This is a genomic window from Micromonospora sp. CA-240977, from assembly GCF_050942285.1.
Lineage (GTDB): Bacteria > Actinomycetota > Actinomycetes > Mycobacteriales > Micromonosporaceae > Micromonospora.
Map to the genome: position 1 here is coordinate 2013067 of NZ_CP192055.1, position 24800 is coordinate 2037866.

At 69.5% G+C, this 24800-nt stretch carries 22 protein-coding genes, 1 tRNA gene and 2 pseudogenes; 10 read left to right on the forward strand and 15 right to left on the reverse strand.

Annotation, left to right across the window (positions count from 1 at the left end):
* Window positions 1-24 precede the first annotated feature (24 nt).
* On the forward strand, window positions 25-900 hold the full coding sequence (locus tag ACQPWW_RS09405) for a hypothetical protein (protein WP_433131099.1): 876 nt from the start codon (window positions 25-27) through the stop codon (window positions 898-900).
* Between the two features lie 62 nt (window positions 901-962).
* Here ACQPWW_RS09405 and ACQPWW_RS09410 read toward each other — a convergent pair whose 3' ends face one another.
* Window positions 963-1142 carry a DUF4236 domain-containing protein gene (locus ACQPWW_RS09410; RefSeq protein ID WP_030333600.1) on the reverse strand — a complete coding sequence of 60 codons (180 nt, stop codon included), beginning with the start codon at window positions 1140-1142 and terminating at the stop codon, window positions 963-965.
* A 246-nt stretch (window positions 1143-1388) separates the two neighbouring features.
* On the opposite strand from ACQPWW_RS09410, the gene ACQPWW_RS09415 reads away from it, so the two are divergent.
* The 3 genes from ACQPWW_RS09415 (at window position 1389) to ACQPWW_RS09425 (ending at window position 2869) form a co-directional block, all read left to right on the forward strand.
* A complete protein-coding gene (locus ACQPWW_RS09415; RefSeq protein ID WP_350938629.1) occupies window positions 1389-1466 on the forward strand; it encodes a putative leader peptide in 78 nt (25 codons plus the stop codon).
* A 225-nt stretch (window positions 1467-1691) separates the two neighbouring features.
* Window positions 1692-2261, forward strand: coding sequence for a flavin reductase family protein (locus ACQPWW_RS09420; protein WP_433131102.1), 570 nt, complete (start codon window positions 1692-1694; stop codon window positions 2259-2261).
* On the forward strand, window positions 2258-2869 hold the full coding sequence (locus ACQPWW_RS09425; protein ID WP_433131104.1) for a malonic semialdehyde reductase: 612 nt from the start codon (window positions 2258-2260) through the stop codon (window positions 2867-2869). Before ACQPWW_RS09420 ends, ACQPWW_RS09425 begins: the two co-directional genes overlap by 4 nt.
* A 13-nt stretch (window positions 2870-2882) precedes the next feature.
* Here the strand turns inward: ACQPWW_RS09425 and ACQPWW_RS09430 are convergent, their stop codons facing one another.
* On the reverse strand, window positions 2883-3338 hold the full coding sequence (locus ACQPWW_RS09430; protein WP_355032917.1) for an RrF2 family transcriptional regulator: 456 nt from the start codon (window positions 3336-3338) through the stop codon (window positions 2883-2885).
* A 7-nt stretch (window positions 3339-3345) separates the two neighbouring features.
* On the reverse strand, window positions 3346-4338 hold the full coding sequence (locus ACQPWW_RS09435; RefSeq protein WP_433131106.1) for a helix-turn-helix domain-containing protein: 993 nt from the start codon (window positions 4336-4338) through the stop codon (window positions 3346-3348).
* Between the two features lie 204 nt (window positions 4339-4542).
* Between ACQPWW_RS09435 and ACQPWW_RS09440 the strand changes: the two genes are divergently transcribed.
* Complete coding sequence (locus tag ACQPWW_RS09440; protein WP_433131108.1) at window positions 4543-5319, forward strand: glucose 1-dehydrogenase; 777 nt, start codon at window positions 4543-4545, stop codon at window positions 5317-5319.
* A gap of 114 nt (window positions 5320-5433) precedes the next feature.
* On the opposite strand, the gene ACQPWW_RS09445 is transcribed toward ACQPWW_RS09440, so the two are convergent.
* The gene (locus tag ACQPWW_RS09445; RefSeq protein WP_007457244.1) at window positions 5434-5865 is read right to left on the reverse strand and encodes an SsgA family sporulation/cell division regulator; all 432 of its coding nucleotides are present in this window, start codon (window positions 5863-5865) and stop codon (window positions 5434-5436) included.
* Window positions 5866-6234: 369 nt separating this feature from the next.
* Here ACQPWW_RS09445 and ACQPWW_RS09450 point away from each other — a divergent pair, with 369 nt between their 5' ends.
* Window positions 6235-6717 carry a TIGR02611 family protein gene (locus ACQPWW_RS09450; RefSeq protein ID WP_433131110.1) on the forward strand — a complete coding sequence of 161 codons (483 nt, stop codon included), beginning with the start codon at window positions 6235-6237 and terminating at the stop codon, window positions 6715-6717.
* 50 nt (window positions 6718-6767) lie between these two features.
* A tRNA-Val gene (locus ACQPWW_RS09455) sits at window positions 6768-6839 on the forward strand.
* Between the two features lie 210 nt (window positions 6840-7049).
* Here ACQPWW_RS09455 and ACQPWW_RS09460 read toward each other — a convergent pair.
* Window positions 7050-7868, reverse strand: a complete 819-nt coding sequence (locus ACQPWW_RS09460; RefSeq protein ID WP_433131112.1) for an aminoglycoside phosphotransferase — start codon at window positions 7866-7868, stop codon at window positions 7050-7052.
* Window positions 7869-8087: 219 nt separating this feature from the next.
* A complete protein-coding gene (locus tag ACQPWW_RS09465; RefSeq protein ID WP_433131114.1) occupies window positions 8088-9572 on the reverse strand; it encodes a family 43 glycosylhydrolase in 1485 nt (494 codons plus the stop codon).
* A gap of 376 nt (window positions 9573-9948) precedes the next feature.
* Between ACQPWW_RS09465 and ACQPWW_RS09470 the strand changes: the two genes are divergently transcribed.
* Entirely contained in the window at window positions 9949-10389 is a 441-nt protein-coding gene (locus ACQPWW_RS09470; protein ID WP_433131116.1) for a hypothetical protein, read from the forward strand.
* Window positions 10390-10431: 42 nt separating this feature from the next.
* Here the strand turns inward: ACQPWW_RS09470 and ACQPWW_RS09475 are convergent, their stop codons facing one another.
* Both ACQPWW_RS09475 and ACQPWW_RS09480 read right to left on the reverse strand, forming a co-directional pair.
* Entirely contained in the window at window positions 10432-11382 is a 951-nt protein-coding gene (locus tag ACQPWW_RS09475) for a VOC family protein (protein WP_433131118.1), read from the reverse strand.
* A 5-nt stretch (window positions 11383-11387) separates the two neighbouring features.
* Window positions 11388-12284 carry an SDR family NAD(P)-dependent oxidoreductase gene (locus ACQPWW_RS09480; protein WP_433131120.1) on the reverse strand — a complete coding sequence of 299 codons (897 nt, stop codon included), beginning with the start codon at window positions 12282-12284 and terminating at the stop codon, window positions 11388-11390.
* Between the two features lie 65 nt (window positions 12285-12349).
* Here ACQPWW_RS09480 and ACQPWW_RS09485 point away from each other — a divergent pair, with 65 nt between their 5' ends.
* A complete protein-coding gene (locus ACQPWW_RS09485) occupies window positions 12350-12943 on the forward strand; it encodes a TetR family transcriptional regulator (protein ID WP_433131122.1) in 594 nt (197 codons plus the stop codon).
* Window positions 12944-12949: 6 nt separating this feature from the next.
* Here ACQPWW_RS09485 and ACQPWW_RS09490 read toward each other — a convergent pair.
* From ACQPWW_RS09490 to ACQPWW_RS09520, 7 genes and pseudogenes are all read right to left on the reverse strand, one after another.
* Window positions 12950-13068 (reverse strand): annotated as a pseudogene (locus ACQPWW_RS09490) (GntR family transcriptional regulator); the annotation flags it as partial.
* Between the two features lie 159 nt (window positions 13069-13227).
* The gene (locus ACQPWW_RS09495) at window positions 13228-13671 is read right to left on the reverse strand and encodes a hypothetical protein (RefSeq protein WP_433131124.1); all 444 of its coding nucleotides are present in this window, start codon (window positions 13669-13671) and stop codon (window positions 13228-13230) included.
* 313 nt (window positions 13672-13984) lie between these two features.
* Window positions 13985-14644, reverse strand: coding sequence for a response regulator transcription factor (locus ACQPWW_RS09500; RefSeq protein WP_433131126.1), 660 nt, complete (start codon window positions 14642-14644; stop codon window positions 13985-13987).
* A gap of 382 nt (window positions 14645-15026) precedes the next feature.
* Complete coding sequence (locus ACQPWW_RS09505) at window positions 15027-18290, reverse strand: BTAD domain-containing putative transcriptional regulator (protein WP_433131128.1); 3264 nt, start codon at window positions 18288-18290, stop codon at window positions 15027-15029.
* Window positions 18291-18425: 135 nt separating this feature from the next.
* The gene (locus ACQPWW_RS09510) at window positions 18426-21386 is read right to left on the reverse strand and encodes a hypothetical protein (RefSeq protein WP_433131130.1); all 2961 of its coding nucleotides are present in this window, start codon (window positions 21384-21386) and stop codon (window positions 18426-18428) included.
* 913 nt (window positions 21387-22299) lie between these two features.
* Window positions 22300-22977: a hypothetical protein gene (locus ACQPWW_RS09515; RefSeq protein WP_433131132.1), complete on the reverse strand. Its 678-nt coding sequence runs from the start codon at window positions 22975-22977 to the stop codon at window positions 22300-22302.
* A 396-nt stretch (window positions 22978-23373) separates the two neighbouring features.
* Complete coding sequence (locus tag ACQPWW_RS09520; RefSeq protein WP_433131134.1) at window positions 23374-24294, reverse strand: immunity 49 family protein; 921 nt, start codon at window positions 24292-24294, stop codon at window positions 23374-23376.
* Between the two features lie 55 nt (window positions 24295-24349).
* Here ACQPWW_RS09520 and ACQPWW_RS09525 point away from each other — a divergent pair.
* Window positions 24350-24520: pseudogene (locus tag ACQPWW_RS09525) on the forward strand (AfsR/SARP family transcriptional regulator); the annotation flags it as partial.
* Window positions 24521-24800: the final 280 nt, after the last annotated feature.

Consider the following 24800-nt stretch of genomic DNA (forward strand, 5'->3'; position numbering starts at 1 on the left):
CAGGTCGTACGGTAGAACGGACCGATGCCGACCGACCGGACCACCGACTTCCTCAGTGCGCTGCTGGTCCGCCAGCTGACCACCTGGCTGCCCACCGCGCTGCACCGCTCCCGGCGCGCCACCGTGGCGCTCGCCGGCACCGACGCGGGCGGCGCGGTGGCCGCGCTACAGCTGGTCGCCGCGCACGCCGACCAGGTGCGCGGCCGGCAGGTGACGGTGCTGGTGCTGGCCGACGGTCTGCCCGATCTGCCGGCCCTCCTCGGCCCGGTCGAGGCGGAACTGCCCGCCGAGGTCACCGTGCACCTGCTGACCGGCGCCCCGGACCGACTGCCGGTCGCGGCCAAGGCGGCCGGCGCGGCCGGCTCGCCGCTGTTCTCCTTCGTGGACGTGCCCGGTGCGGTGAGCCGCGAGCTGCTCACCGCCGCCGCCAACGGCCGCACCGGGGAGGTGCTGCTGCACGCGGGCGGCAGTGCCCGTGACGCGCTCGTCAGGGTCGGCTTCCCCCTGGTCGCCGAGCTGATACCGGTGCTGCCGGACGACGAGGCCGCCGGCGTGATCGCGTTCGGCAGTCGTTCGGACCGGAGTCTGGAGGCGGTCCGCGACGCGCTGTGGTCGGTCGGCGCGGACTTCGGCGTGCGCTACCGCGACCCGACCGGCGCGACGGTCGACGTGGCCGGCGACCCCGACCTCGAACCACTGGCCCGCGAGCTGCTTGCGGAACTGCGTCGGGGCGGGCCACTGCCGGTCACCGAGCTGCGTCGGCACACCCTCACCGCGACCGTCTACCGTGCCGCCGACGCCAACCGGGCGCTCGCCGACCTGCTCGACGCGGGCGACGTGCGACGCGACCGCGAGGCCGGCAAGCTGGCCGGCGACGAGCTGATCACGCCGACGAGCTGAGCGCCGCAGACGCCGAGCGGGGTGCCGGTGAATCACCGGCACCCCGCTCGACTCCCGGGAGGCTACGACCGGGACTTGTCCTGCTTCCAGGACAGCGGACCCGGCAGGTCGACCCGGTGCGCCCGAGCCTTGGAGTTCCAGGACCAGCGCCCGATCTTGATGCTCCACGAGGAGAAGCCGTTCTCGGTGAAGTTCAGGATGATCGGACCGTACTTCTTGCGCTTGCGAAACATGAGGCCCATCGGAGGACTCCCCTCGTCACCGTTCCCTGCCGTGTCGAGATCGAACATGCCCGAACCGGCAACTTTTGAAACCCTCTCGTCGTCCGCCCTGGACAGTCGCCACCCCGCCCGCAAATCTCTACTCAACAGATAGGTCTTGCGCCACGATAGAGCCTGCTGGTGGCGCTTTGTCGCATCGGTAGTCGTGCAGGTCTCACCTTCTGGAAGACCGTTGACCGGTCGATCCCGCCCCGGCAACATGAAGTCATGTCGCAGCGGGATGAGCTTCACCTCACCGCTCGTGTGCACGTCGACCTGGTCCGGCACGCGAGCGCGCTCTGTTGAGCTGACCGGTCCATCCGGCTCGGTTCCAGCGCCGCAATCACCCCGTCGGCCCGCTCAACGCGGAGCAGCGTGCCTCCCCGCCCCCTCCGAGCGTCCCCGCTCCCACCGTGGACAGATCAGGAGATGCCGCATGTCCCCATCCCGTTTCGCCACCGCCCCGATCACCGCCGTAACCGGCTGCCCCGGCCCGGCCCTCGTGTACCCGTCGCTGACCCTGGTGTCGCAGTGACCACCGTGGAGCATCCCCCGGTGGACGCGGCCGAGCTGCGGCCGGTGAGTTCGGACCTGTTCCGTGCCCTGCTGCGTCGACAGGCCACCAGCGTCACAGTGGTCACCGCGGCCGCCCGCGCCACCGACCCCGCCTGCCTGGGTGGGATCGGCGCGCCGATCCGGGCGGGTTTCACCGCCACCTCGTTCACGTCGGTGTCGCTGGACCCTCCGCTCGTCTCGTTCTGCCTCGGGGTGGCGTCGTCGAGCTGGCCGGTGCTGGCGCGCGCCGAGCACGTCGCGGTGCACCTGCTGACCGCGGGGCAGCGGGACGCCGCGGCGATCTTCGCCACCAGCGGCATCGACCGGTTCGCCGCGTACCCGGGCTGGACGCCCGGACCATTCGGGGTGCCGCTGCTGACCGGCGTGCTGGCCCGGCTGTTCTGCCGGGTGGTGCACCGGGTGCCCGCCGGCGACCACACGCTTGTCATCGCCGAGCCGTTGGCGCTCGGCGACGGCGGCGACGGCGCGCCGCTGGTGTATCACCGGGGCGGCTACACGACCGCCGTCACGCCGGTGCCCCGGTGACGGCAGCGACCACACCGGACCTGCTCGCGCTGGACCGGGCCGCCCAGGACCTGCTGTTCCGGGCGGCCCGCACGGCCAACACGTTCACCGACGAGCCGGTCACCGACGCCGAGGTCGCGGCGATCCACGACCTGATCCGGTACGGGCCGACCGCGTACAACGGTCAGCCGCTGCGCGTGCTGCTGCTGCGCAGCGCCGCAGCACGGGCCCGACTGCTGCCGCACCTCTCGTCGAGCAACCGGGCGAAGACCGCCAGCGCGCCACTGGTGGCGGTGCTCGCCGCCGACGTGGACTTCCACGAGCGGCTGCCCGAGTTGTACCCGCACCGCCCGCAGGCCCGGGACTGGCTCGCCGATCGGGCGACACGGGTCGAGCAGGCCCGATTCAACGCGACAGTGCAGATCGGCTACCTGCTGGTGGGCGTACGCGCCGCGGGGCTCGCCGTCGGCCCGATGGCCGGGTTCGACGCGGCGGGCGTGACCCGGGAGTTCTTTCCCGACGGGCGGCACGAGGCGTTGCTGGTCCTGAATGTGGGCCGTCCCGGCCCGGGTGCCTGGCGGGAGCGGCTGCCCCGGTTGGGCACCGAGGACGTGGTTCGGACGCTCTGACCCGCGAGGTGGATCAGCGCGGCTCCCACGCGTCGGGCAGCGCGGTGAGCTTGCGGACGTGGGCGGGCAGCCGACCACTGACGATCTCGGCGAGGCTCACCTCGTCGACCACGCGGCGCACGGCCGCCCGCACCGCCACCCACAGGCCGGGCAGGTTCTCCGCGGCGCCCTCGTACCGGGTCTCCTCGGGGCGCAGGCCGCGCACCCCGGCCAGCGGGCCGTCCACCGCCCGCAGCACCGCACCGACCGTCACCTCGCGCGGCGGACGGGCCAGCGTGTAGCCACCCTCGGCGCCGCGCTGGGCGCGGACGATGCCGGCCCGGCGCAGATCCGCAAGGACCGCCTCCAGGAACTTGCGGGGCATGTCCTGCTCCCCGGCGATGGCCTGGGTGGACAGCAGCGAGGGGTACGCGGTGGCGAGGCTCAGTGCCGCCCGTACCGCGTAGTCGCCGCGCGCGGAGATCTGCACCCCGTCATCATGCCCGGCCCGTGCCGCGGGCCGGTCCGGTGGGCGACCCGGACGACCCGGCGTGGCCGCCGTTGGCCGGCTCGCCGAGCGCGCCGGGACGGAACCTGCCACCGTTGACGCCCGTCGGCTCGACGGGCGGTCGAGGCCGGACCACCCGGCCGGTCACCGGTTGGTCGCGGGCGGCCCGGAACGCGCCGGGGCTGACCCCGACCTCGCGAGTGAAGAAGCGGCCGAAGTTCGTCGGCTCGGAGAAGCCGAGCTCCCGGCCGATCTGGGCGATCGGCTGGTCGGTCGCGGCGAGTAGCCGGCCGGCCTGCAACGCGACCCGCTCGTCGATGACCTGCTTGGCGCTGCGGCCGGTGACGGCCAGGCACGCCCGGGTCAGGGTCCGCACCGAGCAGCGCAGCGCGGCGGCGTAGTCCTCCACCCGCCGGGTACGCGGGTAGCCGTGCTCCACCTCCTGGCAGAACCTGTGGAACGTCTCGTCCTCGGGCCGGGAGGTCGAGCGGTCGACGCCGGCCAGGGTGAGCCGCAGCAGCAACACGGCCAGTTGGTGGCGCAGCAGCGCGCGGGCGGTGCGGCCGCCGGGGTGCCGCTGGCAGTCCACCGCCAGTTGGCTCACCTCGGTGATCACCGCGTCCTCGTCCTCGCCGGCCAGTTGCCGCCAGGTGACGGGCGCGGCCAGGTCGACGTCGAAACCGCGCAGCGCCTCGGCGTCCCAGGAGACCACCGTGGCGTCGAACTGCGGGCCGGCGCAGCGCAGCACCTGGCCGGCGCGGACCCGCAGCAGGGTGCCGGGCCGGCACGGCAGCCTGTGGAAGTCGAGTTCCGCGTCGCCGTGCCCACGGGTGGTGAGGATCAGCAGCTCCCGTTCGGCGACTACCGGCCGACGCCAGCCCGGGTCGCCGGCAAGGTCGGCCAACGCGAACGTGGCGATCTCGTCGGGTACGGGTGAAGCCGAACCGATCGGTGGCGCGGGGGAGGGACCGGTGGAGACCATCGCCTGCGACGGTAGCCCGAACCGCAGGTCATCGCATCCCAATCGACGTGGGTCGTGGAATCGGCGCCGCACGCGGGGCTTGTCGCGATCCCGGCGGCCGGGCTACGTTACCCGGCGGTAGCGCCGTCCGGTCCGTGGTCCGCCCGGCGCCTCGCCGGCCGCCCGACCGGTCGGCGGCTCCCGCCGACTCGTGATGGGATGGGCATGACGCAGCTGTTCTCGGTCGAAGGTAAGACGGTCCTGGTCACCGGTGGGTCGCGGGGGATCGGTCTGATGATCGCCCAGGGCTTCGTCCGGGCCGGCGCACACGTGATCATCTCGTCCCGGAAGTCCGACGTCTGCGCGGCGGTCGCCAAGGAGCTCTCCGCCGAGGGCCGGTGCGAGGCCATTCCCGCCGACCTGAGCGACGACGCCGGCGCCGAGGCGCTGGCCGCCGCGGTACGCGAGCGCTTCGATCGCCTCGACGTGCTTGTCAACAACGCCGGCGCGACCTGGGGCGCACCGCTGGAAACCTACCCGGAGGCCGCGTTCGACAAGCTCTGGGCCGTCAACGTCAAGGCCGTCTTCCGGCTCACCACCGCGCTCCTGCCGGCGCTGCGCGCCGCCGCCAGCGCCGACGACCCGGCCCGCGTGATCAACATCGGGTCGATCGACGGCATCCGAGTGCCGTGGATGGAGGTGTACGCGTACTCGGCCACCAAGGCGGCGGTGCACATGCTCACCCGCAGTTTGGCCCACCAACTCGCCGCCGACCAGATCACCGTCAACGCGATAGCGCCCGGCCCGTTCGAGAGCAAGATGATGGCCTTCGCCCTGGACGACCCCGCCAGCCGGACGGCCATCGAGCAGCAGGTGCCGCTGGGCCGCATCGGACGCCCGGAGGACATGGCCGGCACGGCCATCTACCTCTCCTCGCGGGCCGGCGCCTACCTCACCGGCGCTGTCATCCCCGTCGACGGCGGCATCACCACGCACGGCTGAGCACCGGCCATCCCGGGTCGGGCTGCCCGCGTACCCCCGGGTGTGCCGGGGCCGCGCGGACTCGGCAGATCCGCGCGGCCCCGGTATGGCCGGTGTTGCCCGTTCGGGCGGTGCTCAGCGACCGGCGAGCAGCCGGTTCACCGCCGTGTCGACGTCCAGGTGCTCGGCTTCGCGGCCGCGCGGGACGACGACGTACGTCCGTCGAAGGAAACGCACCAGAACGCTGCGCGGCACCTCGAAGAGGGCGTTGCCGTCCGGTGACGAGAGAGCCAGCGCGACGAAGTCGCCGCGCGGTGTGGCCCAGGGCCAGACCCGCACATCACCGATGCCGGCTGGCTCGTCCAGGCCGGTGACCAGCAGTTCGCGGGCGAAGGACCAGCTCACCGCCTCGCCACCGGCAGATTCGGCATGGAACAGGACATGGACCGCATACGGGTCAGCAGGGTCGTAACGCAGACTGGCACGCACCGGCAAGGCGGTGGCGTCAGGTGCGACGAGCCTTAGCGACGTCTCGACCTCTACGGTCGTCGGTCGGATGACACTCATGGACGTTCTCCCCCCGGCACCGCTGCGGAACGCGCGTGTCCCGCTTTTCCCATACTCAGGTGCTACTCCTGGCTACGCTCCGCCATACGCTGACTTCACCCAGTGGTGGGAAGGGGGACGGAAAGGCCTCGTGAATGTGAACATTCATGTAGAATTTCCGGTTCTGCCCAGTGCGTGATCCCGCCCGGGATCGGGTGGTTCAGTCGTCGACTTACTCCGGTAACGTCCAGTCGGCCGTTGCAGTGACGGGCCTGAGCGACACTGGGGGGTGAAATGGTGGCGAAGAATTCCTCAGTGGATCGGCCCGCGGCGTCCGCCCCACCGAAGGTCGCGGTCCGAGCAGCCGAAAAGTGGGGGTACGGAACACCGATGGAGCAGCCCGAACGCGCCGATCGGCCAACGCCGGACGCCGATCGTCCCGGCGGCGTCCTCGTCGTCGGCGACCCGCCGCGCCGCCCCCGCTGGCGGGAGCGGATCTCGCTGACCCTCGACCTCATCCGGGCCAACCCCACCGGCCGGATCGCCCTCAAGATCTCCGTCGCGATCGCCGGCGCGATCGTGGTGACCATCGGCATCGCCCTCATCCCGCTGCCCGGTCCCGGCTGGCTGCTGGTGATCGCCGGGCTGGGCATCTGGGCGGTCGAATACCACTGGGCGCGCCGGCTGCTCGGCTTCACCCGGCGACACGTCTACGGCTGGACGCATTGGGTGACGCGACAGTCGCTACCGGTCCGGGCCGTGCTCGGATCCGTCGGCCTGGTCTTCGTGGCCACCGTGGTCTGGCTGTCGCTCAAGTTCAGCCTCGGCATCGACCTGGTGGCCACGGCGAGGCAGTACCTCGCGACGCACTGACCCCGGATTTCCGGTCGGGTTCCACGATCGGGTAGAGTCAGTGGCGCTGAGGGCGATTAGCTCAGTGGGAGAGCGCTTCGTTCACACCGAAGAGGTCGCTGGTTCGATACCAGCATCGCCCACCCTTAGTTTGTGCAGTTCAGAAGCCCGTTATCGGAGTCATCGGTAACGGGCTTTGCGGTATGTGCGGCTTACATTGGGAGCAAGTTGGGAGCAGCGCGGCTGGTTCTCGGTTCGGGCCGGCATGGACCTGCCCGGCTGAGTGACCTGATGTGCGGTCCCGAGCGTGCCTCCTGGCTGGTTGAGGAGTCTTACCGCTGCCGGTGTCCACCTCACGAGAGGGTGCCCCCGCGCTGTGGCTCACGGGCTGACTGCTGGCCGTCGGTCCGGTGATCCGCCCACTCGCCGGTCCACATTGCGAGGTGGCGTACCCAGCGCTCGGTGCTCTGCCGGGACTTGGCGGCCCACTCCGTTGCGTTCCGCGACGCGAAGTGGTCCAGGACGTGACGGTCAGTCGCGGTCCAGGCGGGAAGCTGCGTTAACCACTCTTCTGCCTGTTCGGCGCTGTGTCCGCTGCCGATCAGCCACTGGACGAGCAACGCGAGTTCGACCCACGCGGCGGACTTGGTTGCCCACGCCCAGTCCACGATGCGTAGGCCGAGTGGCGTCACGATCAGGTTCGCCGGATTAAGGTCCGAATGGATAAGTGTCCCGCCGTCCATCGCCGGGTGCGCGAACCCGAGCCGGGTCGCCGGGGTGAACCACGTCTCGCCGGGTGCCGGCGTCTCCTGAAGTGCTTTCAGTGCGGCTAGGAGCAGATTGAGATCCGTGCTGCCGGGAGACAGGTCGGGGTGGGGACCGGGAAGATGCTCGGTCCCCACCACCAGCCAGCCATCGGATTCGAACTGCCACAGGACTGCGGGCGGGTGCCGGTCGATGGCCCGGGTTACCGCCAGTTCGTAGCGCAGCGACCGGACGCTCAACTCGCCGGAGGCCGCCTTGACGAAGACCTGTCTGGCCGGTCCGGTCACTGTCGAGGCGATCTCAGCGTGGTCGCCACTGGGAGCCTGGGTGACGTCGAAGGTTCCGCCGACCCGTTCGGCGATCGCTGCCGTGACACTCTCCGGCAGAGCGGTCCAATCCCTACGCATCGGTTCTCTTTCTGCTGCATGCCCGGCTGAGGCGGGATTGGCAGATAACAGGACGCAGCCTCACCTAAACATCGATGTCGACCCGGTAGCCGGTCTCGTGTGTCATCACCGTGTGGTCGTCGGCCGGGGCGGCCCGCCGGGTCAACGCAGGTCAACGGCTGGGAGGTTGCGGGGTGTCCCGGTGGGCGGACGCTCGCCCGTCCACCGGAATCGGCCGAGTCAGTACACGTAGGGCCAGGCAGCGGCGTCGTAACCGATGCGGTTGATGCCGAGCAGCGATGCGCCGTTGTCGGCGTAGTAGTGGTAAAACAGGTAGTCGCCGTCGGCGTCTGCGAGGAACGCCTGGTGGCCAGGGCCGTGGATGCTGCCGTGCGAGGCGAGGACCTGGGTGCCCCCGCCGGAGAGCAGATCCCGACCATTGCGGTCGACGAACGGTCCGGTCGGGCTCGCCGACCGGCCCACCATGACGCGGTACGTGCTGCTGGCACCCTGACAGCAGCGGTCGAACGAGACGTACAGGTAGTACCAGGCACCCCGCTTGACCACGACTGGTGCCTCGATGCCGGGGCCATAGGCGGCGAGACTCTGCATCGAGGTGCCGAGTCGACGTCCGGTAGCCGGGTCGAGCTGGATCGTCTTGATCCCGGACCAGAACGAGCCGAAGTTCAGCCACCAGCGGCCCTGGTCGTCGACAGTGAGGTTCGGGTCGATCGCGTTGAAGTTGTCCGACGTCCGCGACTCGATGACCAGGCCGTCGTTGGTCCAGCTTCCGGACGCGCCTGTGGTGCTGGTGGCCAGGAAGATCGCCGAGCGATTGGAGCCGAAGGTGGATGCGGAGTAGTACAGGTAGTAACGGCCGTTGCGGTAAGACAGGTCCGGCGCCCACAGGTTGAGCGCGCCAGCGGTGTACGTGGTGGTCCACGGCGCGCCGCCGGGGAAGACAGCGCCGGCGTTGCGGTAGGTGACCCGGTCGGTCGAGGTCTTCAGCGCGATGTTGTTGCCGGTGTGCGCGACGAGATAGGTGCCGTCGGGCCGCTTGACCACGGTCGGGTCGTGGACACCGACGTCTCCGAAAACTCTGGTCGGTTGCGGGTAGGACGCCGGCGGATTGCCCGTCGGCGGTGGCGGGGTGGTGGGTGTGCCACCGCCCAGGCGCACCAACTGCCACTGCTGGTTGGCCCCATCCATGTCGGAATAACCGGCCAACCGACCACCGTCAGCCGTCGACCACTCCCACACATCAATGACCTTGCTCGACTGCCGATTTACAAACCGCACGAAGCCACTCGCGGAATCCTGCAACCGGAACTGCTGCGTGAACGCCCCCCGGTCACTGGTCTGCACCAACTGGGTCCCGTCAGCCGCGCTCGGCAACTCCAGCACCTTCCCACTGTGCCGCGACCGCACCTTGTAAAACCCACCACCAACATCAACAAACTGCCACTGCTGCACCGCAAGATCATTACGCGTCCACTGGTTCACCGGCGCGTTCTCCGCCGTCGACCAGTCATACAGATCCATCGCCTTGCCGCTGTTCCTGTTGACGAACACGTACGACGCCGACGTGTCCACCGTCGCCGCCGACGCCGACGGCACCCCGACCATCACCCCCGCACCCGCCACCACCGCCGCACCCGCAGCCAGCCAAACCCGCCAACCACGCCGCCGCACACCCATGAACGACACCGGATCCACACCCACCATCGCAGAACTCCTTCTATGTTCTGGACTGCCCCGGACGCCCGAGCCCGTGATGACGACGATCGACGTCGACTGATGCCACGACCGTTTGCCGACGTGCCATTCCGGGCCGGCGGAGCGACGGTTTGGACGCGGCGCAGACACGGCCGAACGACGCGGCAGTGGCGTTACGTCCGTGTTGCGATGCCATGTTTGCGCTTTCATAGACCGATGTCAAGACTTCGACTGAATCGATGACAGTAAATCCAAGGGGGCGTATCAATGCCCGGCGCGGCACCGCCCGGCAACCGATGAGCGTTGCCGGTCATCAATGGTGCGATACGTTTTCGCGCCCGAAGTGCTCACCAACGCCGGACAGAGACGAAAACTCTGACCTGCGGTGATGGAGATCGTGCGGTGTGGCGTGACCTCCCAGTGGATACCAATCAGCAGGCCCGGGGCGCTGCTCCGCCTCGGCGCGTTCGACAACTGGGTTTTCTGCTTCGAGGATCGGGCTCCGATCGCAAACAGCCCGTCGGCGATCAGGCGCCTGTCGCAGGGCACGCGAATGTTGCAGGTCACTAAAAGCGGCGACGGGATGGTCATCGTGCGTGACATCGTCGACGGGCGGAAGGCGGAGGTGTTCGAGCCCGGTGGTGCCGTCTCTGTGGACGGACCGCTACGGCCACGGATCGCGGCCCTTTCCCCGGCGAACGCCAGGATCGTCGCGGCGCTTGCTGTTGTGGGCGATGAAGTCGGGCACAACCTGGACCGCGCGACCCTGGATGGCCTGCTTGCCACCGCCCTGAGCACGCTCAAAGAGCCGGCCGGCCGACGCTGAAGGCATGGCTGGCCGCACCGCAAGCAGCGCACTCCTGCTCGGTCAGGAGGTGACCTGCTGGAACGTTATCGCGACGCCGAGCGCTTCTCCGGCTGGTACCGCTATCGCTGTCGGGCGGTGCTTGGTGTGTGGCACTCCGGCAACCCTCAGATGGTTCTCGGTTTGGGAGAGGTCGTGGACCGTCACGGTGTATCCGACGAAGGCGGGAAGTGTCGATGGGCGTTGGTCGGGGGACAGATCGGGCAGCGCTGACGCGGCGACGATTGTGACGGTGCCGTGGTCGAGGTGGAACCGTCGAACGGGTCCGGATGGTTGGGCCGGCCGGTTGAGGTACCGCCGGTAGCGGTCGTGGGCATCGGATAGGTCGGCGTCGGATACGCAGAGCAGGCAATCGACAAGGTCGACGGCGCCGTTCGCGTGTGCCGGTCGATGGGAGGTGTCGGCGGGCTGGCTCTCGGCGAGGCCGATCCTGCCCTCGGGTGGGTCGTCGGCGATCTCCAGGTAGCGGACCGGCTCTGTGCCAGTTCCGCCGGGGGTGTCGATCGGGCGCTGCGTCGCGTGCACGCCACCGTGAGCGACGTGCGTGTTGTCCAATCGGGCGGCGGCCCGGGTGAGATCGGGGGCGTCGAGCATGAGGATATGCACGCCCTGGAAGTAGTCCAGGCGAGCGGCGAGGTTCGCGACGGTGCCCCGGATGGCGGTCATCAGCGCGGGCAGCTTCGCCGCGGGCGCTGTGATCGGGATGATTGTGGCGTCGCTGGGGACGGATTGTCCCTCGTCGAGGACTGACACGAGCTCGATGAAGCCGCGGCGTAGGTAGACGTGGGCGTTCGCGGCGCCCAACGCTCGGGCCGGCTGGTCGGGACCGCCCGGCACGGCGGGGTAGGCGGGTGGGGAAACCGTGAAACCCAGCCGCCGGTAGGCATCGACCGCGGCGGGCAGGTTGCGCACCAGGTGGCCAACGTGGTGCAGACCGTCAACGTCATGGCTCATATCGTTCACCTCGTGAAATCGGTGATCTGAGTGGCCAGTTCTTCGCACAGCGCGCAAATGGCGTCGCGGTTGCGCCGGTCGAGAACCGCGTCAGGCCAGGGCACGGGGAGGCAGGCGCTGTTGATGTAGGTGCCGTGCAGGTTGGCGGCGTCCGGGCTCGATGCGAGGTAGACACTGGACGCGGACGCCCGTACCGCGGCCCGGTGTCCGTAAAGGATGGGCAGCAACGGCCGCAGCAGGGGGATGATCGGCCGTGCGGCACGTGGGTAGGCACTGATCGGCAGATCCTTGTTGATGGCGGTGTAGGCGTGTCCGGGGTACGCCACGTTGAGGGTGACCCCGCTGTCCCGGAGGCGTTCAGCGGTCGCGTAGCTCATCGCCATGAGCGCCAACTTGGTCTGGTTGTAGTGGGACAGGCCTACGTATGACCGTTCTGCCTGAAGGTTGTCCAGGTCGATCCGGCCGCGAGGTACCCCGCCGGTGATGTTGATGATGCGGGCGGGCGCCGCCCGGGTCAGCATCGGCAGCAGTGCCTCCATGAGGAGGTAGGGCGCCAGGACGTTCGCGGCGAAGGTCGTCTCGATGCCTTCGGCGGTGAGTTCGCGGCTCGCTCTCGTGGCGCCCATGTTGTTGATCAGCACGTGGAGCCTGTCGTACCGAGTGGACAGTTCGCCGGCCAGACGGTACGCGTCGCGTTTGAGCGTGAGGTCGGCGAGCAGTGCGTCGACCCGGTCGTTGCCGGTGTCACGGCGAAGTTCGGCGATCGCTGCGCGCGCCCGGTCGCCGTCGCGGCCGACCACCACGACCTGGGCGCCGAGCCGGAGCAGCCGGCGCGCGGTCTCCTTGCCGATACCGGCGGTGCCGCCGGTGACGAGGATCGTCTGTCCCTGCAGAGGCCTCATAACCATCACTGTACGACACCAGGTGACAAGTTTGCCACTGAGCGACGTGAAGTAGACTTCGGTGCGTGACAGGGTTGAGGGAGCGCACCCGGCGGGCGGTGCGGGCGGAGCTTGCCGCCGTCGCAATCCGTTTGTTCACCGAGCAGGGCTTCGACGAGACCACAGTGGATCAGATCGCCGCCGCCGCCGGGCTGACCAAGCGCAGCTTCTTCCGGTATTTCCCGGCCAAGGAGGACGCCGTCTTCGGTGACGTGGATGTCCTCGGCGAGGAGGTCATCGCCGAGATCCACGACGAGCCCGGCGACGACCCGTGGAACTGCCTGTACCAGGTGCTACGCCGCTGGCAGCAGCACATCAACGGGTCGGAGCAGGCGCTGGCCAGGCTCCGGCTCATCCAGACGACGCCGTCATTGCGTGCGCGCCTGCACGAAAAGCGGGCCGAGTGGCGGCAGAGCGTCAGTGACGCCCTGCGCACCCGCCCAGGCGCGAGGCTCGACGCCTTCACCGCCGACCTGCTGACCAACGCCGCCGCCGCGGCGCTGGACACCGTCACCCAGGAGTGGGCGCGCTCCGGCGATACTGCCGACCGCGAAGCCTTGCTCCACCGGGCCTTCACGCTCCTCCAACCGGTCACCGACCCCGACCTGGGAACGGTGTGACGACCCGGTCACGGTGTTCGGGTTGATCGCGACCCGGGCCACCACCTCCTTGACGGTGGGCAGCCTGTCACCTTCCATCAAGACCCGAGCCGGAGAGTGTGCCGCACCTGTCGAATGAGCTGCATGTACGGCGCGACCCCGGACCGTGAGTCCAGGTGAAACTCAATCACCTCGCCGTAGCGGCCATCGCGAGCAGTCTACGGCGAGGTGAACGCACAAAAATCCTCCATGATTGCCGGTCGAGCTTGCGATTTCAGGACGGTTGGCTGCGGCGAAGGGCTGTCTCAGGCGCGAATTTCCGGGCTGTAGTTGTGGTAACGGGTCTCGCCGTTCCTGGACGCCCAGACGTGGACCCGAACGACGATGCCCTCGGGGAGGGAGTAGTTGCAGGCGGTGGCCCCGTTGCCACTGTTGCCCTGGCTCGTGTCGTCGAAGCAGTCGCTGCTGTGGTTGACCCAGTGCATGACGCCACTGGAGTCGGGCTGCAGCTTCTGGATCTGCCCACGAGTGCCCCAGCCGTCGGCCTGCATGTCGCGGACCTGGAGCACCTCGCCGTACTGGTAGAACGTGGCGCACCCACCGTTGATGGAGTCGCCCGGCGCGGCCCAGCAAGCCCACACGTATCCGTCGTTCCCGTCCGCCGCGAAGGCGGTGCCCGGTGTCAGGGCGAGAACGAGTGGAGCGGCCATCGATGCCACGAGTGCGATTCTGGTCCTGCTTGTCTTCATTGCGGTCTCCTCCAATATGAGCCGCGGCGCGGTGAATTTCTCAACGCGTCGGGTGGCTTGGTCGTGCATCATCGCCATGCCTGGAGTCCGTGCCGAAGGCGGAAACTCACCCGGCATTCCGATGCGACGGATGTTGCCACTTCAGAGATCGACGACTGGGAGATCGCACCCAAGCTTGAGCAAATCTTGACGGCACTCCACTCGGGTTCACCGCGACATCAGCGGCCAACGGGGTTCCTGCCACCAATCCCGTTCGCGTAGTTCTTGAGGGCCGATTGGAAGCTGTCCGGACCTGCCTACCGGAGGCGGAAACTCATCCGCCGCACAGGCGATAGCCGACGCCTCGTACCGTCTCGATCAGCTCGGGACGGCCCAATTTGGAGCGCAGCGCCGCCACGTGGACCGCCAGGGTGTGACCGCCCGCCCAGGTGCTCTGCCACACATCCAGCATGATCCGCTCGCGGCTGAGCGTGACACCAGGCTGACGGACGAGCGAGGCCAGGATGTCGAACTCCTTGCGGGTCAACGCTATCGACCGCCCCTCCACCTGAACGATGCGCGCGGAGAGATCGATCCGCACCCCGGCGACGTCGATGACATCACCGGACGACGGAGTATGCCGCGTTCGTCGCCGCAGCAGCGCCTCGATACGCGCCTGCAACTCAACCATCGAGAACGGCTTGACCACGTAGTCATCGGCACCCACCCGCAACCCGACGACCCGGTCACGTTCCTCGCCCCGCGCGGTGACCGCGATGATGCCCAACTCGGCACTGCGTCCCCGCAAAATGCGGCACACCTCGACGCCATCGCCATCGGGCAGGTTCAGATCCAGCAGCACCAGATCACATGGAGCCGCCACGAGCGCGCCGGCCGCGGTAGCCGCATGCTCCACCTGAAAACCCCGCCGTCGCAGCATCGAACACATAGCCGCGGAGATCCGCAGGTCATCCTCCACAAGCAAGATCCGCATCGTTTTCCGCCTATCACTGGGGGCGCCTTCTCTCCCACCACGGGCGAGAGCCCGGAACGGCGCCCTCTCGGGCCAGGGCAGCCGGCGGCACGGAGAAGCACCTCGTCAAGTACGAACGACGGCGGCCGTTCCGCTGCGAACTACACCCGACGGCGCTGAGCGGGCACATATTTCTCGTTGAAGCGGCGGGGCCGGGTGGGTGGGCGCCAGGACCGCGAAGTCTGAGCGCCCACCCGTCGGGCACCGGGGGAAGGCCCGACCAGTCAGGTCTCGGCCACGCGCACGTGATCCCCGTGCTCGTCCGAACGACATGCTGCTCGGCCGATGCCCCCGGGCCGAGGCGGAACGTTCGAACTTGACGAAGTCTTGACGTCCTCAGCGCTTACCCGAGCAGTGCCGCCTCCGCGGCGCCGATCTCTCGAAACAGCGCGTGGGCCTCCCGCGATCGGGCGCGGGCCAGCGACGCGCGGCCCAGGGCCTCGTAGGCGCAAGCGACGGTGACCAGCGTGCGAGCGTAGGCCATTCGCTGCCCGGCCCGCCGTTGGATACGCAGCGCGCGGCGGCCCTCGGCCAGGCACCCCGCCGAATCGCCGAGACCCAGGTACGCGGCGGCAAGGCGGCTACGGGCCTGACCCGCCACCAGCCGGTACCCGCCGGCACGGGCCGCCGCCACCGCATGGGTCGCGTGCTCGCGGGCGCTGTCGAACTCCTTGCGGGCCGCGCACAGCTCGGAGAGCAGCATCAGCGCCTCGACCCGGGCGCGCTCATTGCCGGCGCGGTCCACGACGGCCAGCACCGGTTCCAGGCGGTGACCCGACTCCGACGGCCGGTCCTGCCGCAGCAGCACCTCGGCGAGCGCGATCCGGATGAACGCCTCCAACCGGCTGTCCCGCAGGTCGAGAACGATGTCCAGGCCAGCGTTCAGCACGTCCTCGGCCTGCGCGTAGCGCCCGGCGTCGCCGTGCACCCGGCCGAGCGCTGTCAGCGCGGCGGCCTCCTCGTGCCGGGCGCCGATCGTCCGGCAGATCCGCACCGCCTCTTCCGCCGCGGCCCGCGCCTCGTCGAGCCGGCCCAGCTCTCGGCCCACCAGCGCGAGGTTCTCACTGGCTATGGCGGCGCCCATGTGCTGGCCGGTCTCCCGCAGCAACGCGATCGCCAGCTCGCCGTACCGCGCGGCTGCGGCCAGGTCGCCCACTTCCTCCCAGGCAGCCGCCAGGTTGGTCAGCGTGCCGGCCTCGGCCCGGCGGTCGCCGACCTCCCGGTCGATCGCGAGGGCTCGCTCGAACCGACCGATCGCGGCCCGAGGCCGACCCAACTGCGCCAGCGCGATGCCGATGCTGCAGTGGGCGGCCGAAGCGCCGACCCGCCAATCGGCGCGGTCGGCGAGCGCCGCGACAGCCTCGTACTCGACGCGGGCGGCACGCAGATCGCCGGTACGCCAGCTCAGCAGTCCCAGACTCTGCCGCATCACGGCCTCGCCGCGCAGGTCGCCGTCACGACGGGCCGCCTCCAACCCGGCCCGGGCGATCGACCGCCACTGCGCCAGCGGTGTGCGCATCCGGAGAAAGTCGTACATGGCGTGGGCGAGCTGCCACGCCGGCCGATAGTGGCCGTCCGCGACCGCGTGCTCCAGCGCCCCGACCAGATTCGCGGATTCGGCTTCGAGCCATTCACGGGCCCGCGTCTGGTCGTCGAAGTCGAGCACCGGTACGCCGGGAGGCGGTGGGTCCTGCGGCAGCCGTAGCCGCGACGGGCCGTTCAGCGCGGCCGTGGCCCGGGCAACGGCGTGCAGGTAGAAGTGCAGCAGCCGGCGTACGGCGGCGGCTCTGTCAGCCGGGGCGTCGTGTTCGGCGGCGAGCTGTGCTCCGTACTCGAGCAGCAGGTCGTGACTGACGATTCGGGCCGTCCCGGTGATGCGAATCAGGTGCAGCCGGGTCAGCGCGTCAACGAGTGACTCGACGTCCTCGTGGGGCAGGCCAGCCAGGGCGGCAGCCGCGGGCATGGCGAGCCCGGCCGGCGCCGGCACCAGCCCCAGCAGCCGGAACAACCGGCCCGCCGGCGCCGGCAGCGCCTGGTACGACAGTTCGAAGGCGCCACGGACGGCGGAGCTGTCGTCGTCGTCGACGCGCAGCTGCGCGACCCGGCCCCGCGCGATCAGCTCGTCGACGTGGCCGCGCACGCTCAGATGCGCCCGATCGGCCAGGCGTGCGCCGGCGATGCGCAGCGCCAGCGGCAGGTGGCCGCAGATCTCGGCCAACTGCTGAGCCGCAGCCGGGTCGGCGCCGATACGGTCGGCCCCGGCGGTGTGGGCCAGCAACTCCATCGCGTCGGCAGCGGGCAGGACGTCGAGGGTGAGGCGGACGGCACCGTCACGGGCGATCAGGCCGCTGAGCCGATCCCGGCTGGTGACCAGGGTCAGGCAGCCTGGACCGCCAGGGACGAGTGGCCGGACCTGGTCGGCGTCCGCCACGTTGTCCAGCACGAGCAGGACCCGCCGCCCGGCCAGCACCGACCGATACAGCGCCACCTGCGCATCCGCGTCGGCAGGTATCCGATCGGCTGCCACACCCAGCGCACCCAACAGCAACGGCAGCGCCTCAGCGGGCGGCCGGCGTGGGCCCGGATGAAACCCGCGCATGTCCACGAACAGCTGCCCGTCCGGAAAGCGTTGGTGGACGAGGTGTGCCCAGTGCACGGCCAGGCTGGTCTTTCCCGCACCGGCCGGGCCGCACACCGCGGCGACTCCCGGTGCCCCCGCTTCAAACAATCGGTGCAGGACTGTCAGTTCTCGCTGCCGGCCGACGAAGCCGGCTGAGGCCGCCGGCAGTTGCCGCGGTACGTCCCCCGCTGGTTCCCGCGGCCTGCGCCTCGCCGACCTGGGACTGGGCTCCGCGCCGGCGAGCATCGCGCGGTGAGCCTGCTGCAGTTCCTCGCACGGCTCAATACCCAACTCCCCGGCCAACCGCTCGCGAACCCGACGGAACAGGGCCAGCGCGTCGACCCGACGGCCGCACCGGTGCAGCGCGACGAGCAGTGCCAGAGCCAGACGCTCCCGCGCTGGGTTGTCCCCCACCACGTCGGCCAGGCCGTCGACGATCTCACCGTATCGGCCGAGTTCGAGGTCGAGATCGGCACGCAGCTCGAGCGCCGCGAATCGCTCCTCGTTGAGCTGTGGGGCAACGAGCTCGTCCAGCCAGGGCCCGCCGACATCGGCCAGTGCGGGCCCGCGCCAGAGGCGCAGGGCGCGGTCGACCAACTCACGAGCCTGCTCCGGCTCGCACGTCCGCGCCGTCCGCAGCAGATCACGGAACTCGTGCAGGTCCACCGCGGACCGGTCGGCGACCAGGCGATAACCCTGCCCCGCCACGACCAGCTTCGCCGTGCGTCTCGGCGCATCAACCGCGTTGAGCAGGGTCCGTAGTCGTGAGACACACCCCTGCACGGCGTTGCGGGCGGAAGCCGGCGGTGCCGTACCCCACAGCGCCGTCACGAGGCGATCGATCGAAACGATGTTTCCGCACTCCAAGGCCAGCACGGCGAGCACAGTGCGCTGCTGGGCGGCCGACGGGCCCAGCCGCCGCACGCCGTGCCACACTCCGACCGGCCCCAGCAGTCGAAACCGCAGCCCGTCCTCGACTTCGTCCACGTCAGGTCCGATCCGTTGGATCCACGACGCCCGAGATGATCTCACAGGAGAGCCATGTATCAGCGAAGGTTTCGGCCACCGGTTCCGCGGCCCTGCGGTTCCGCCGGGCGCGAGTGGCCCGGCGGAACCGGAGGGTCATCCGAGGGTGAAGCGGAAGAACCGGGGGCGGTAGATACCCGGGTCGCGGTAGTGGTCCCCGTCGGGAGAGATCCGAGTGTCCATGCTGTTGACGTTGTACGACGCGATGAACGTGTCGCCAGAGCTCAGGGACGCGTGCACGTGGGCGTTGTACGAGATGACGTTCGGGTTCCAGTAGCTGCCGTACGGGCCGGGTTCCGGCATCCGGTAGACGGCGGTCTTCTGGGTGAAGGGACCGTAGGGCGAGCAGGACGTCCAGGCGTTGATCTGCCCGCTGAACGCCTGGGTGCTGTCCTGGCTGAGCAACAGGAACTGGCCGCCCCACGGGGTGACGCTGTATTCGTTGGCGATGCCGGTCAGCAGATTACGGGAGTTCTGCTCACGGAACGTCCACCCCCACGGCGTGTGGTATTGCCAGGTGCCGCTGGCGAGGTCGCTGCCATACACGCGGGCGATGCGCATCTGCTTGTTGACGGGGGAGTCGTCCACGCCGTAGACGTAGGTGTAGCCGTCGCCGCTGCGGCTGGCCGGCAGCAGCGCCGAGCCCCAGGCCACCCCGCTGGCCGAGGGCAGCTCCCGCACGCTAACCGGGGTGTGCAGGTTGGACAGGGCGAAGTTCGCCACCACGTTGCGGTTGAACCGCCAGTCCCAGGCGCCGGGGCCGAAGCGCTCGTACTCCTGGTACACCACCTGGAGTTGCCCGCCGGAGAGGTGACCGTCGCCGACCCAGTACCACTTTCCGGGCCCGGACGGCGGCATCAACGCCTGGGGGGCACCGGCGGTGCCGCCCTGGTAGGTGGTCAGGGTCCCGCCGTTCTGCACCACGAACGTGTTGTTCACCAGCGGCGCGCTCACCGGTCGGGTGCCGTCGCCGTTGAGCGGGCCCATCCAGGTGTCGGAGAACAGCCACACGATCCGGCCGTCCGGTAGCTTCACCGAGTACGTCGAGTCGCCGCCGGTCCAGCCGTTCGCCGTGCTGGCCGCGTACCGGTTGAAGGTGCCCTCCGGCTCGACGGTGGTCTCCACGCTGCGCACCGAAAGTGGGCGCAGCACGCACGAGCGACCCTGCAGCGGCAGCGTGGTCTCCGCGTAGGTGCTGAACGTCTTCGGGCTTTCGTCCGCGTCGGCGGAGTGGATGTCCAGCTCGGTCCAGGTCGTCACCAGGGTGGCAACCATGGGGTAGGCGAAGTCCGGCACCGTGATCAGACCGCCCGCGTCGGGGTGACGCACCGTCTGGATGTACGGGTACTTGGCCAGGGTGCCGGCGCTGCCGGTCGGTGACCAGATGATGACGGCGGAGCTGCGGTTGGTGTCCTTGGTGGTGTCCACCAGCAGAGTCGAGCAGTACCCGCAGGCCGGGTCGCCGGAGTCCTTGACCGCCCGGAAGTCGTGGTAGACGGCGCCACCCTTGCGCAGGATGTCCTGGTACTCCACATGCGTGCCGGCGGGGGTCGAGTGGCTCTTGCGGGCTGGCCGCGCGGCGCCCAGAGTGTCGGCGCTCGTTCCGCTCAGGGCGCTGATGTTGTCGCGCCACAATGTCGTGTCGGCGTCCGTGTAGCCGTAGCCGCGCCAGGCGTCCACCGTCGGGGCGGGCGCCGCGTTCGCCTTGGCCAGCCGGTAGTTGGCGATGTGGTAGCCCAGCAGCATGTCCTTGAAGTTGAGGCCGTAACCCTGCGCGGTGTGTCGGATGGCCTCAATCGGCAGGTGGTCGTGGTCCCGGACGCTCTCCCAGGTCCGCCGCACGAAGTTTGAGTCGACCTGCTCGGTGAGGTAGCTGGGCAGCAGGAACGCGCCGTACTGTGGGCCGCCACCCAGCCCGCCCCACGAGTTGAGTGCCGACCCAGGCTTGCTGAGCACGTCGTACACGTTGCGGGCGTACAACTTGTCCTCGCCGGGGATGGGCACGTACGGCTCGCGGGCGTAGGTCTGGTGGGCGGCCCACTCCGCGGTGGCCTCCATCCACCAGTTCATCGAACCGAATTCCTTGCCGCCGACGAAGTTGAAGAGGTAGTCGAGGCCGACGTCGGACTTGTCCCAGTACTGGTACTGCATGACATGGAACAGCTCGTGCCGCGGCAGGTAGTCCCAATCGTCCTGCCCGTTGGGCACCAGCATGGTGGCCTGCTGGTTGAGCCCGAACGGCAGCACGAAGGGCGCGTCGATCGGGAAGCCGAGGCCGCCGATGACCGGGATCTCGTCGACGCCGTAGACGAGCACCCACGGCTTGTCGCTCCGAACCGGCAGCGGGTAGCCCATCTCGCGATACTCGCTGACAGCGACCGAGAGCGAATTCAGCATGTGCTGGACCGCCTTGGCCCGGCCGTTGGCGTTGTAGTCCGCCGGAATGCCCGGCCCGCCCCCGGAGGCGATGTTGTAGAGGATGAGGAACTCACCGGCGGACGCGCGGCAGCGGTAGGTGACACCGAGGTACTCGTAAGGCTCGGCGGCGCAGTCGTCGTAGCCGGCCGCCGCAGGAGCTGCGGCCGGTGCGGTGATGTCCGGCGCGATCGTCCTCGCCGCCTCGGGCTCGGCGCTGGCCGCCAGCATCGACAGGTAGGTCAGGTACCGCTGCGGGTCACGGATGGGGCCCGTCGGCCGCAGGTGGGCGGGCACCGAACGGGGTGAGCGCAGCGCGCCCAGCCCGTACCGCACCGCGTCGTCCCGGGAGAGCTTCCCCCGGTGGAAGGCCGAAAGGATCCGCTCGTCAGGTCCGAAGTCGGGTGGGGCTGCCGCCGTGCCGGTGTCGGCGCTCGGCGGCGCCTCCCGGAACGGCTTGGGTCGCAGGGCCGGCGGCGCGGAGACCTCCGGCTCGGGGACGTGCGGTGCCGGGGCGGTGCCGACGGTGCGACCGGCGGTCGGTGCGCCGCCGGAATCGGGTGCCGCCTGCGCGGCGCCACTGCTCAACACGGTCGCAGCCAACACGACCGTCGCGCTGAGCAGGGCCAGGGCTTTCCTCATCTCGCTCCCTGTGATCGATGACCGGCCGGTGCCGGTACCGTCGAGGCGGCCGGACGCGGCCGTGCCAGGCGACCTGACGACGGCCGGTTGACGATCGGCTGGCGAACGTCCAGCGTCTTCATTCCGACGCGGGGCCGAAGTTGGACGCTCCGGCATTTCGGTACGGCGGATGCTGCCACCGCAGGAATCGGCAACTGGAGGATCGCGATCAAGCCTGAGCAAATCTTGACAACGGCGATCCCGGGGGATCACCGGCATCCAGGGCGCGTCGTGTTGCATTACCGGATCGATGATCGTGTTGACCCTGGTGGGAGCCGGGGCCAGGTCGCTTGGATCAGCTCAGCAAACGCCTTCGACGACGGCGTTGCCGGCGGGCACCGACGGCGAATTCGTAGTGGCCGAGGCGCAGCTGAGCCCTTGAGCGGATCATCGGCCCCAGGCGGTGTTCCTCCCGGCGGGCGCCCCACCGGCGCACGGTGCCCCGGTAGGCCGAGGGGCCGTGCGCCGGTGCGGCCGGCCGGAGAATCCGACGACCGGCGTCGGCGGACGCCGCACTTCGAGGTCGGCGATCACGGCCGGGTACGGCAGGTGGCCATGCAGGACTTCCAGGGCATCCTGGTGCCGTAGTCGCTGACGTCAGCGCCCCGATGTGCCGCAAGTACGCACCGTTCCGCGACCCCGAGCCGTTGGACTGGGGGCTGATTTGGCGCAGCGCTCACGCCACGCCACTGATCCGCGCCCTCGCCGAGGCGGCGCGTGAGGCCGCCCGTCAGCTTTCGCCCGGTGGGCGCTCTTCGGCTTCAATTCCACCGCTGTGAACATATCTGCGGTGGGCCGCAGCATCACGAACGCGGGTCGGGCACTGCCGAGGTGCCGCCGGATCGCCAGGTCGTCGCATCGCCATACGACGACATCAGCTACCCCACAGCAGTGACACACCGAGCAGCCACAACAGCGGCGACGTGACGACGCCGACAACGGCTCCCCTACCGGCCCAGCCAACGCTGGAGCAGCTGGGAGCCAGTAGCAGCCCTATCAGTGCCACGACCGACACCGGAACCGCGCTGGCGAAGACGAACGAGAGCGACCACATCGCCAGATCGTCGCTTCCGCGGGGGATCAAGCCGACGACGACTATCAACAGTGTGTGCAGGCCGGCCCCAGCAGCAAGCCCGCAGCCGAAGGCTGCTCGGGACGACTTTCCAGGTGAACTCTGCGCGATCTGCACACGGCGATGATGGCAAGCCTCGTCCTGGACGTCCACATCAGGCACCGCAAAGAAACTGTCCCGTATCGACCGGGCTTCTGATTGGAGCAGAGGCGAACGGTCAATGATCGTTCTCGTGTTGACCCTCCCAATGACCTGCTGGTTGTCGTCGCTGTCGACGCCAACGGCCGACAGCTTGCATGGCCGCTGGTGTTCCATACCACCATCGTCGGTGGACGGCTGGCCGCTCGGGTGGTCCACAGCCGTAACCTGCATCGCCAGGAGACCGTCGCCGAGCTCTGCCGGCGCTTTGGAGCCGGCTTGGCCGCGTTGGCTGAGGCTTCGCACGCCAAACCGTGAGGGCGCCGTCTCATCTGCGCCCATGGCTCCGAAGCTTGGCACCCGATGTGAGCTCCGGCGGCCCGGATCGGTCCGGTCGCGGCTGTCCAACTCGCCCGCTGAACTCCACGTCGCTGACCAGCGAGTGCCGCAAGAGTGTGGCGCCGGACCTCTGCTGGGCCCGGCGTGTCCGCGTCGCACCCACCGCTCACGGTGCGTCCACATCAGTCATGCCGTGCGACGCGGGCGCGTCTCGCCACCGCTGACGTGATGTCGACGTACACCCGATGTCCGGCCACTCCGTTGGTGCAGCCGCTGCGGCCTGCCGCCCTCGCCTACCTTATTGAGGCCAGAGCGGGTTTCCGATACGCCGAAGGGCGCCCCGGCCGTAGCCGGGGCGCCCTTCGCGCGAGAGGCGTGGCTCTGGCCGAGCGGCGCCACCTACGGCTGCGGGGCACTCACCAGTGCATCGGGCAGATAGGCGGACCGGATACCCAACTGCCAGCCGTGCGCGAGATGGGCGAGGGCGGTCAGCGTGACGGACCCGACCGGTAGCAGGCTCCGTGCCGCCGGGTCGGCGCCGATGCTCTCGCGGTGCGTCACGAGGCGTTGCTGAAGGGCCCGCTCGAACGCGGACTGGTCGTCGTCGAGCAGGACGCGCAACAGCCGCTGGTCCGGTGTCAACGTCCCCGCCGCGTCGAGCTGCCGGGCCGCACGTGTGCGCTCGACGGTCGTTGGCTTCTGCAGCGGCGCCGGCTCGGGACGTGCGTCGGGATAGCCCCCCTGGCCAATGGTCAGGTAGCCGCACAGAGCATCCATCTCGGCGAGGTCAGCCGCGGCAGACACCGACTCGCGCTTCGAGTACGGAACGCCGTCACGGATGGCGGGAGCGTAGTCGTCGCGCAACAGGGGGCCGATCACGCGGTCCGGCTCCCACAGCAGTCCGCTGAGGACGGACCACGCGAACGCGTCGGTCCACGTCCGCGCCGAGGTCGCCGGGAGGGCCGGTTCCCACGCCTCCTCATAGTGCAGCTCCTCACTGTCGAGCGTCCTTGTCGCGAGCGGGAGGGGCACCGAGAAGTCACCGTCGGGGAAGCAGGCGAGGCTGAGCACGCCCATCGCGCACTCGGCGGCTGTGATCAGAGCGGTGCGCGACTCGGGCGCACGTAGAGCCGGGTCCGGCAGGGTGCGCGCGGCGAGGTGGTCGGTCAGCTCCTCGCCGAGTTCCCGGAGCCCGCGCCGCAGCGGCACGTCGCCGTAGCGCATGTCGTGCCAACGGCTGAAGGCCCGCCCCGACATGTCCTCAAGTGCCTGCATTATTCGCTGCTCCGCGACCGAATGACGGGTCACTTCAATCGTCATGCGTGCCATCCTGGCAGGTCCAGGACAGCGCGGTCGCACGCGCCCACCCGACCATGGTCGCGTGGTTTCCAAGGCGACGCTCCTCGACTGGATCTGGGGTGAACCTCCCCCCGCCGACGCGACGAATGCCCTGCACCGTCTGGCTTCCCGGCTGCGCAAGGTCCTGCCGCAGGGATCGGTCGAGGGACAGGCGGACGGCTATCGGTTGGCGGTGGGACCCGACGCCGGGCGCACCCTCACCACCACAGGTCAGCGGCTCGTCGGTGCCTCTTCAGTAAGTCCTCGAGGCTTGCGCTGGTCGGCTGAGGGTGTCAGCCGTTCTGGGAGCCGCTGGAGCAACACCACTCGGGGTCGATGATCCAGCTCCGAGGGCTCACCCCACCGATCTGGCCTCGGCTCACCCCACCGTCGACGCATTCATCGATCCGTCATGCCACAGGAGACGCCCTGGACGCCGGTGAACCCGCGGAATCGCCAGTGTCAAGATTCGCTCAAGCCTGATCGCG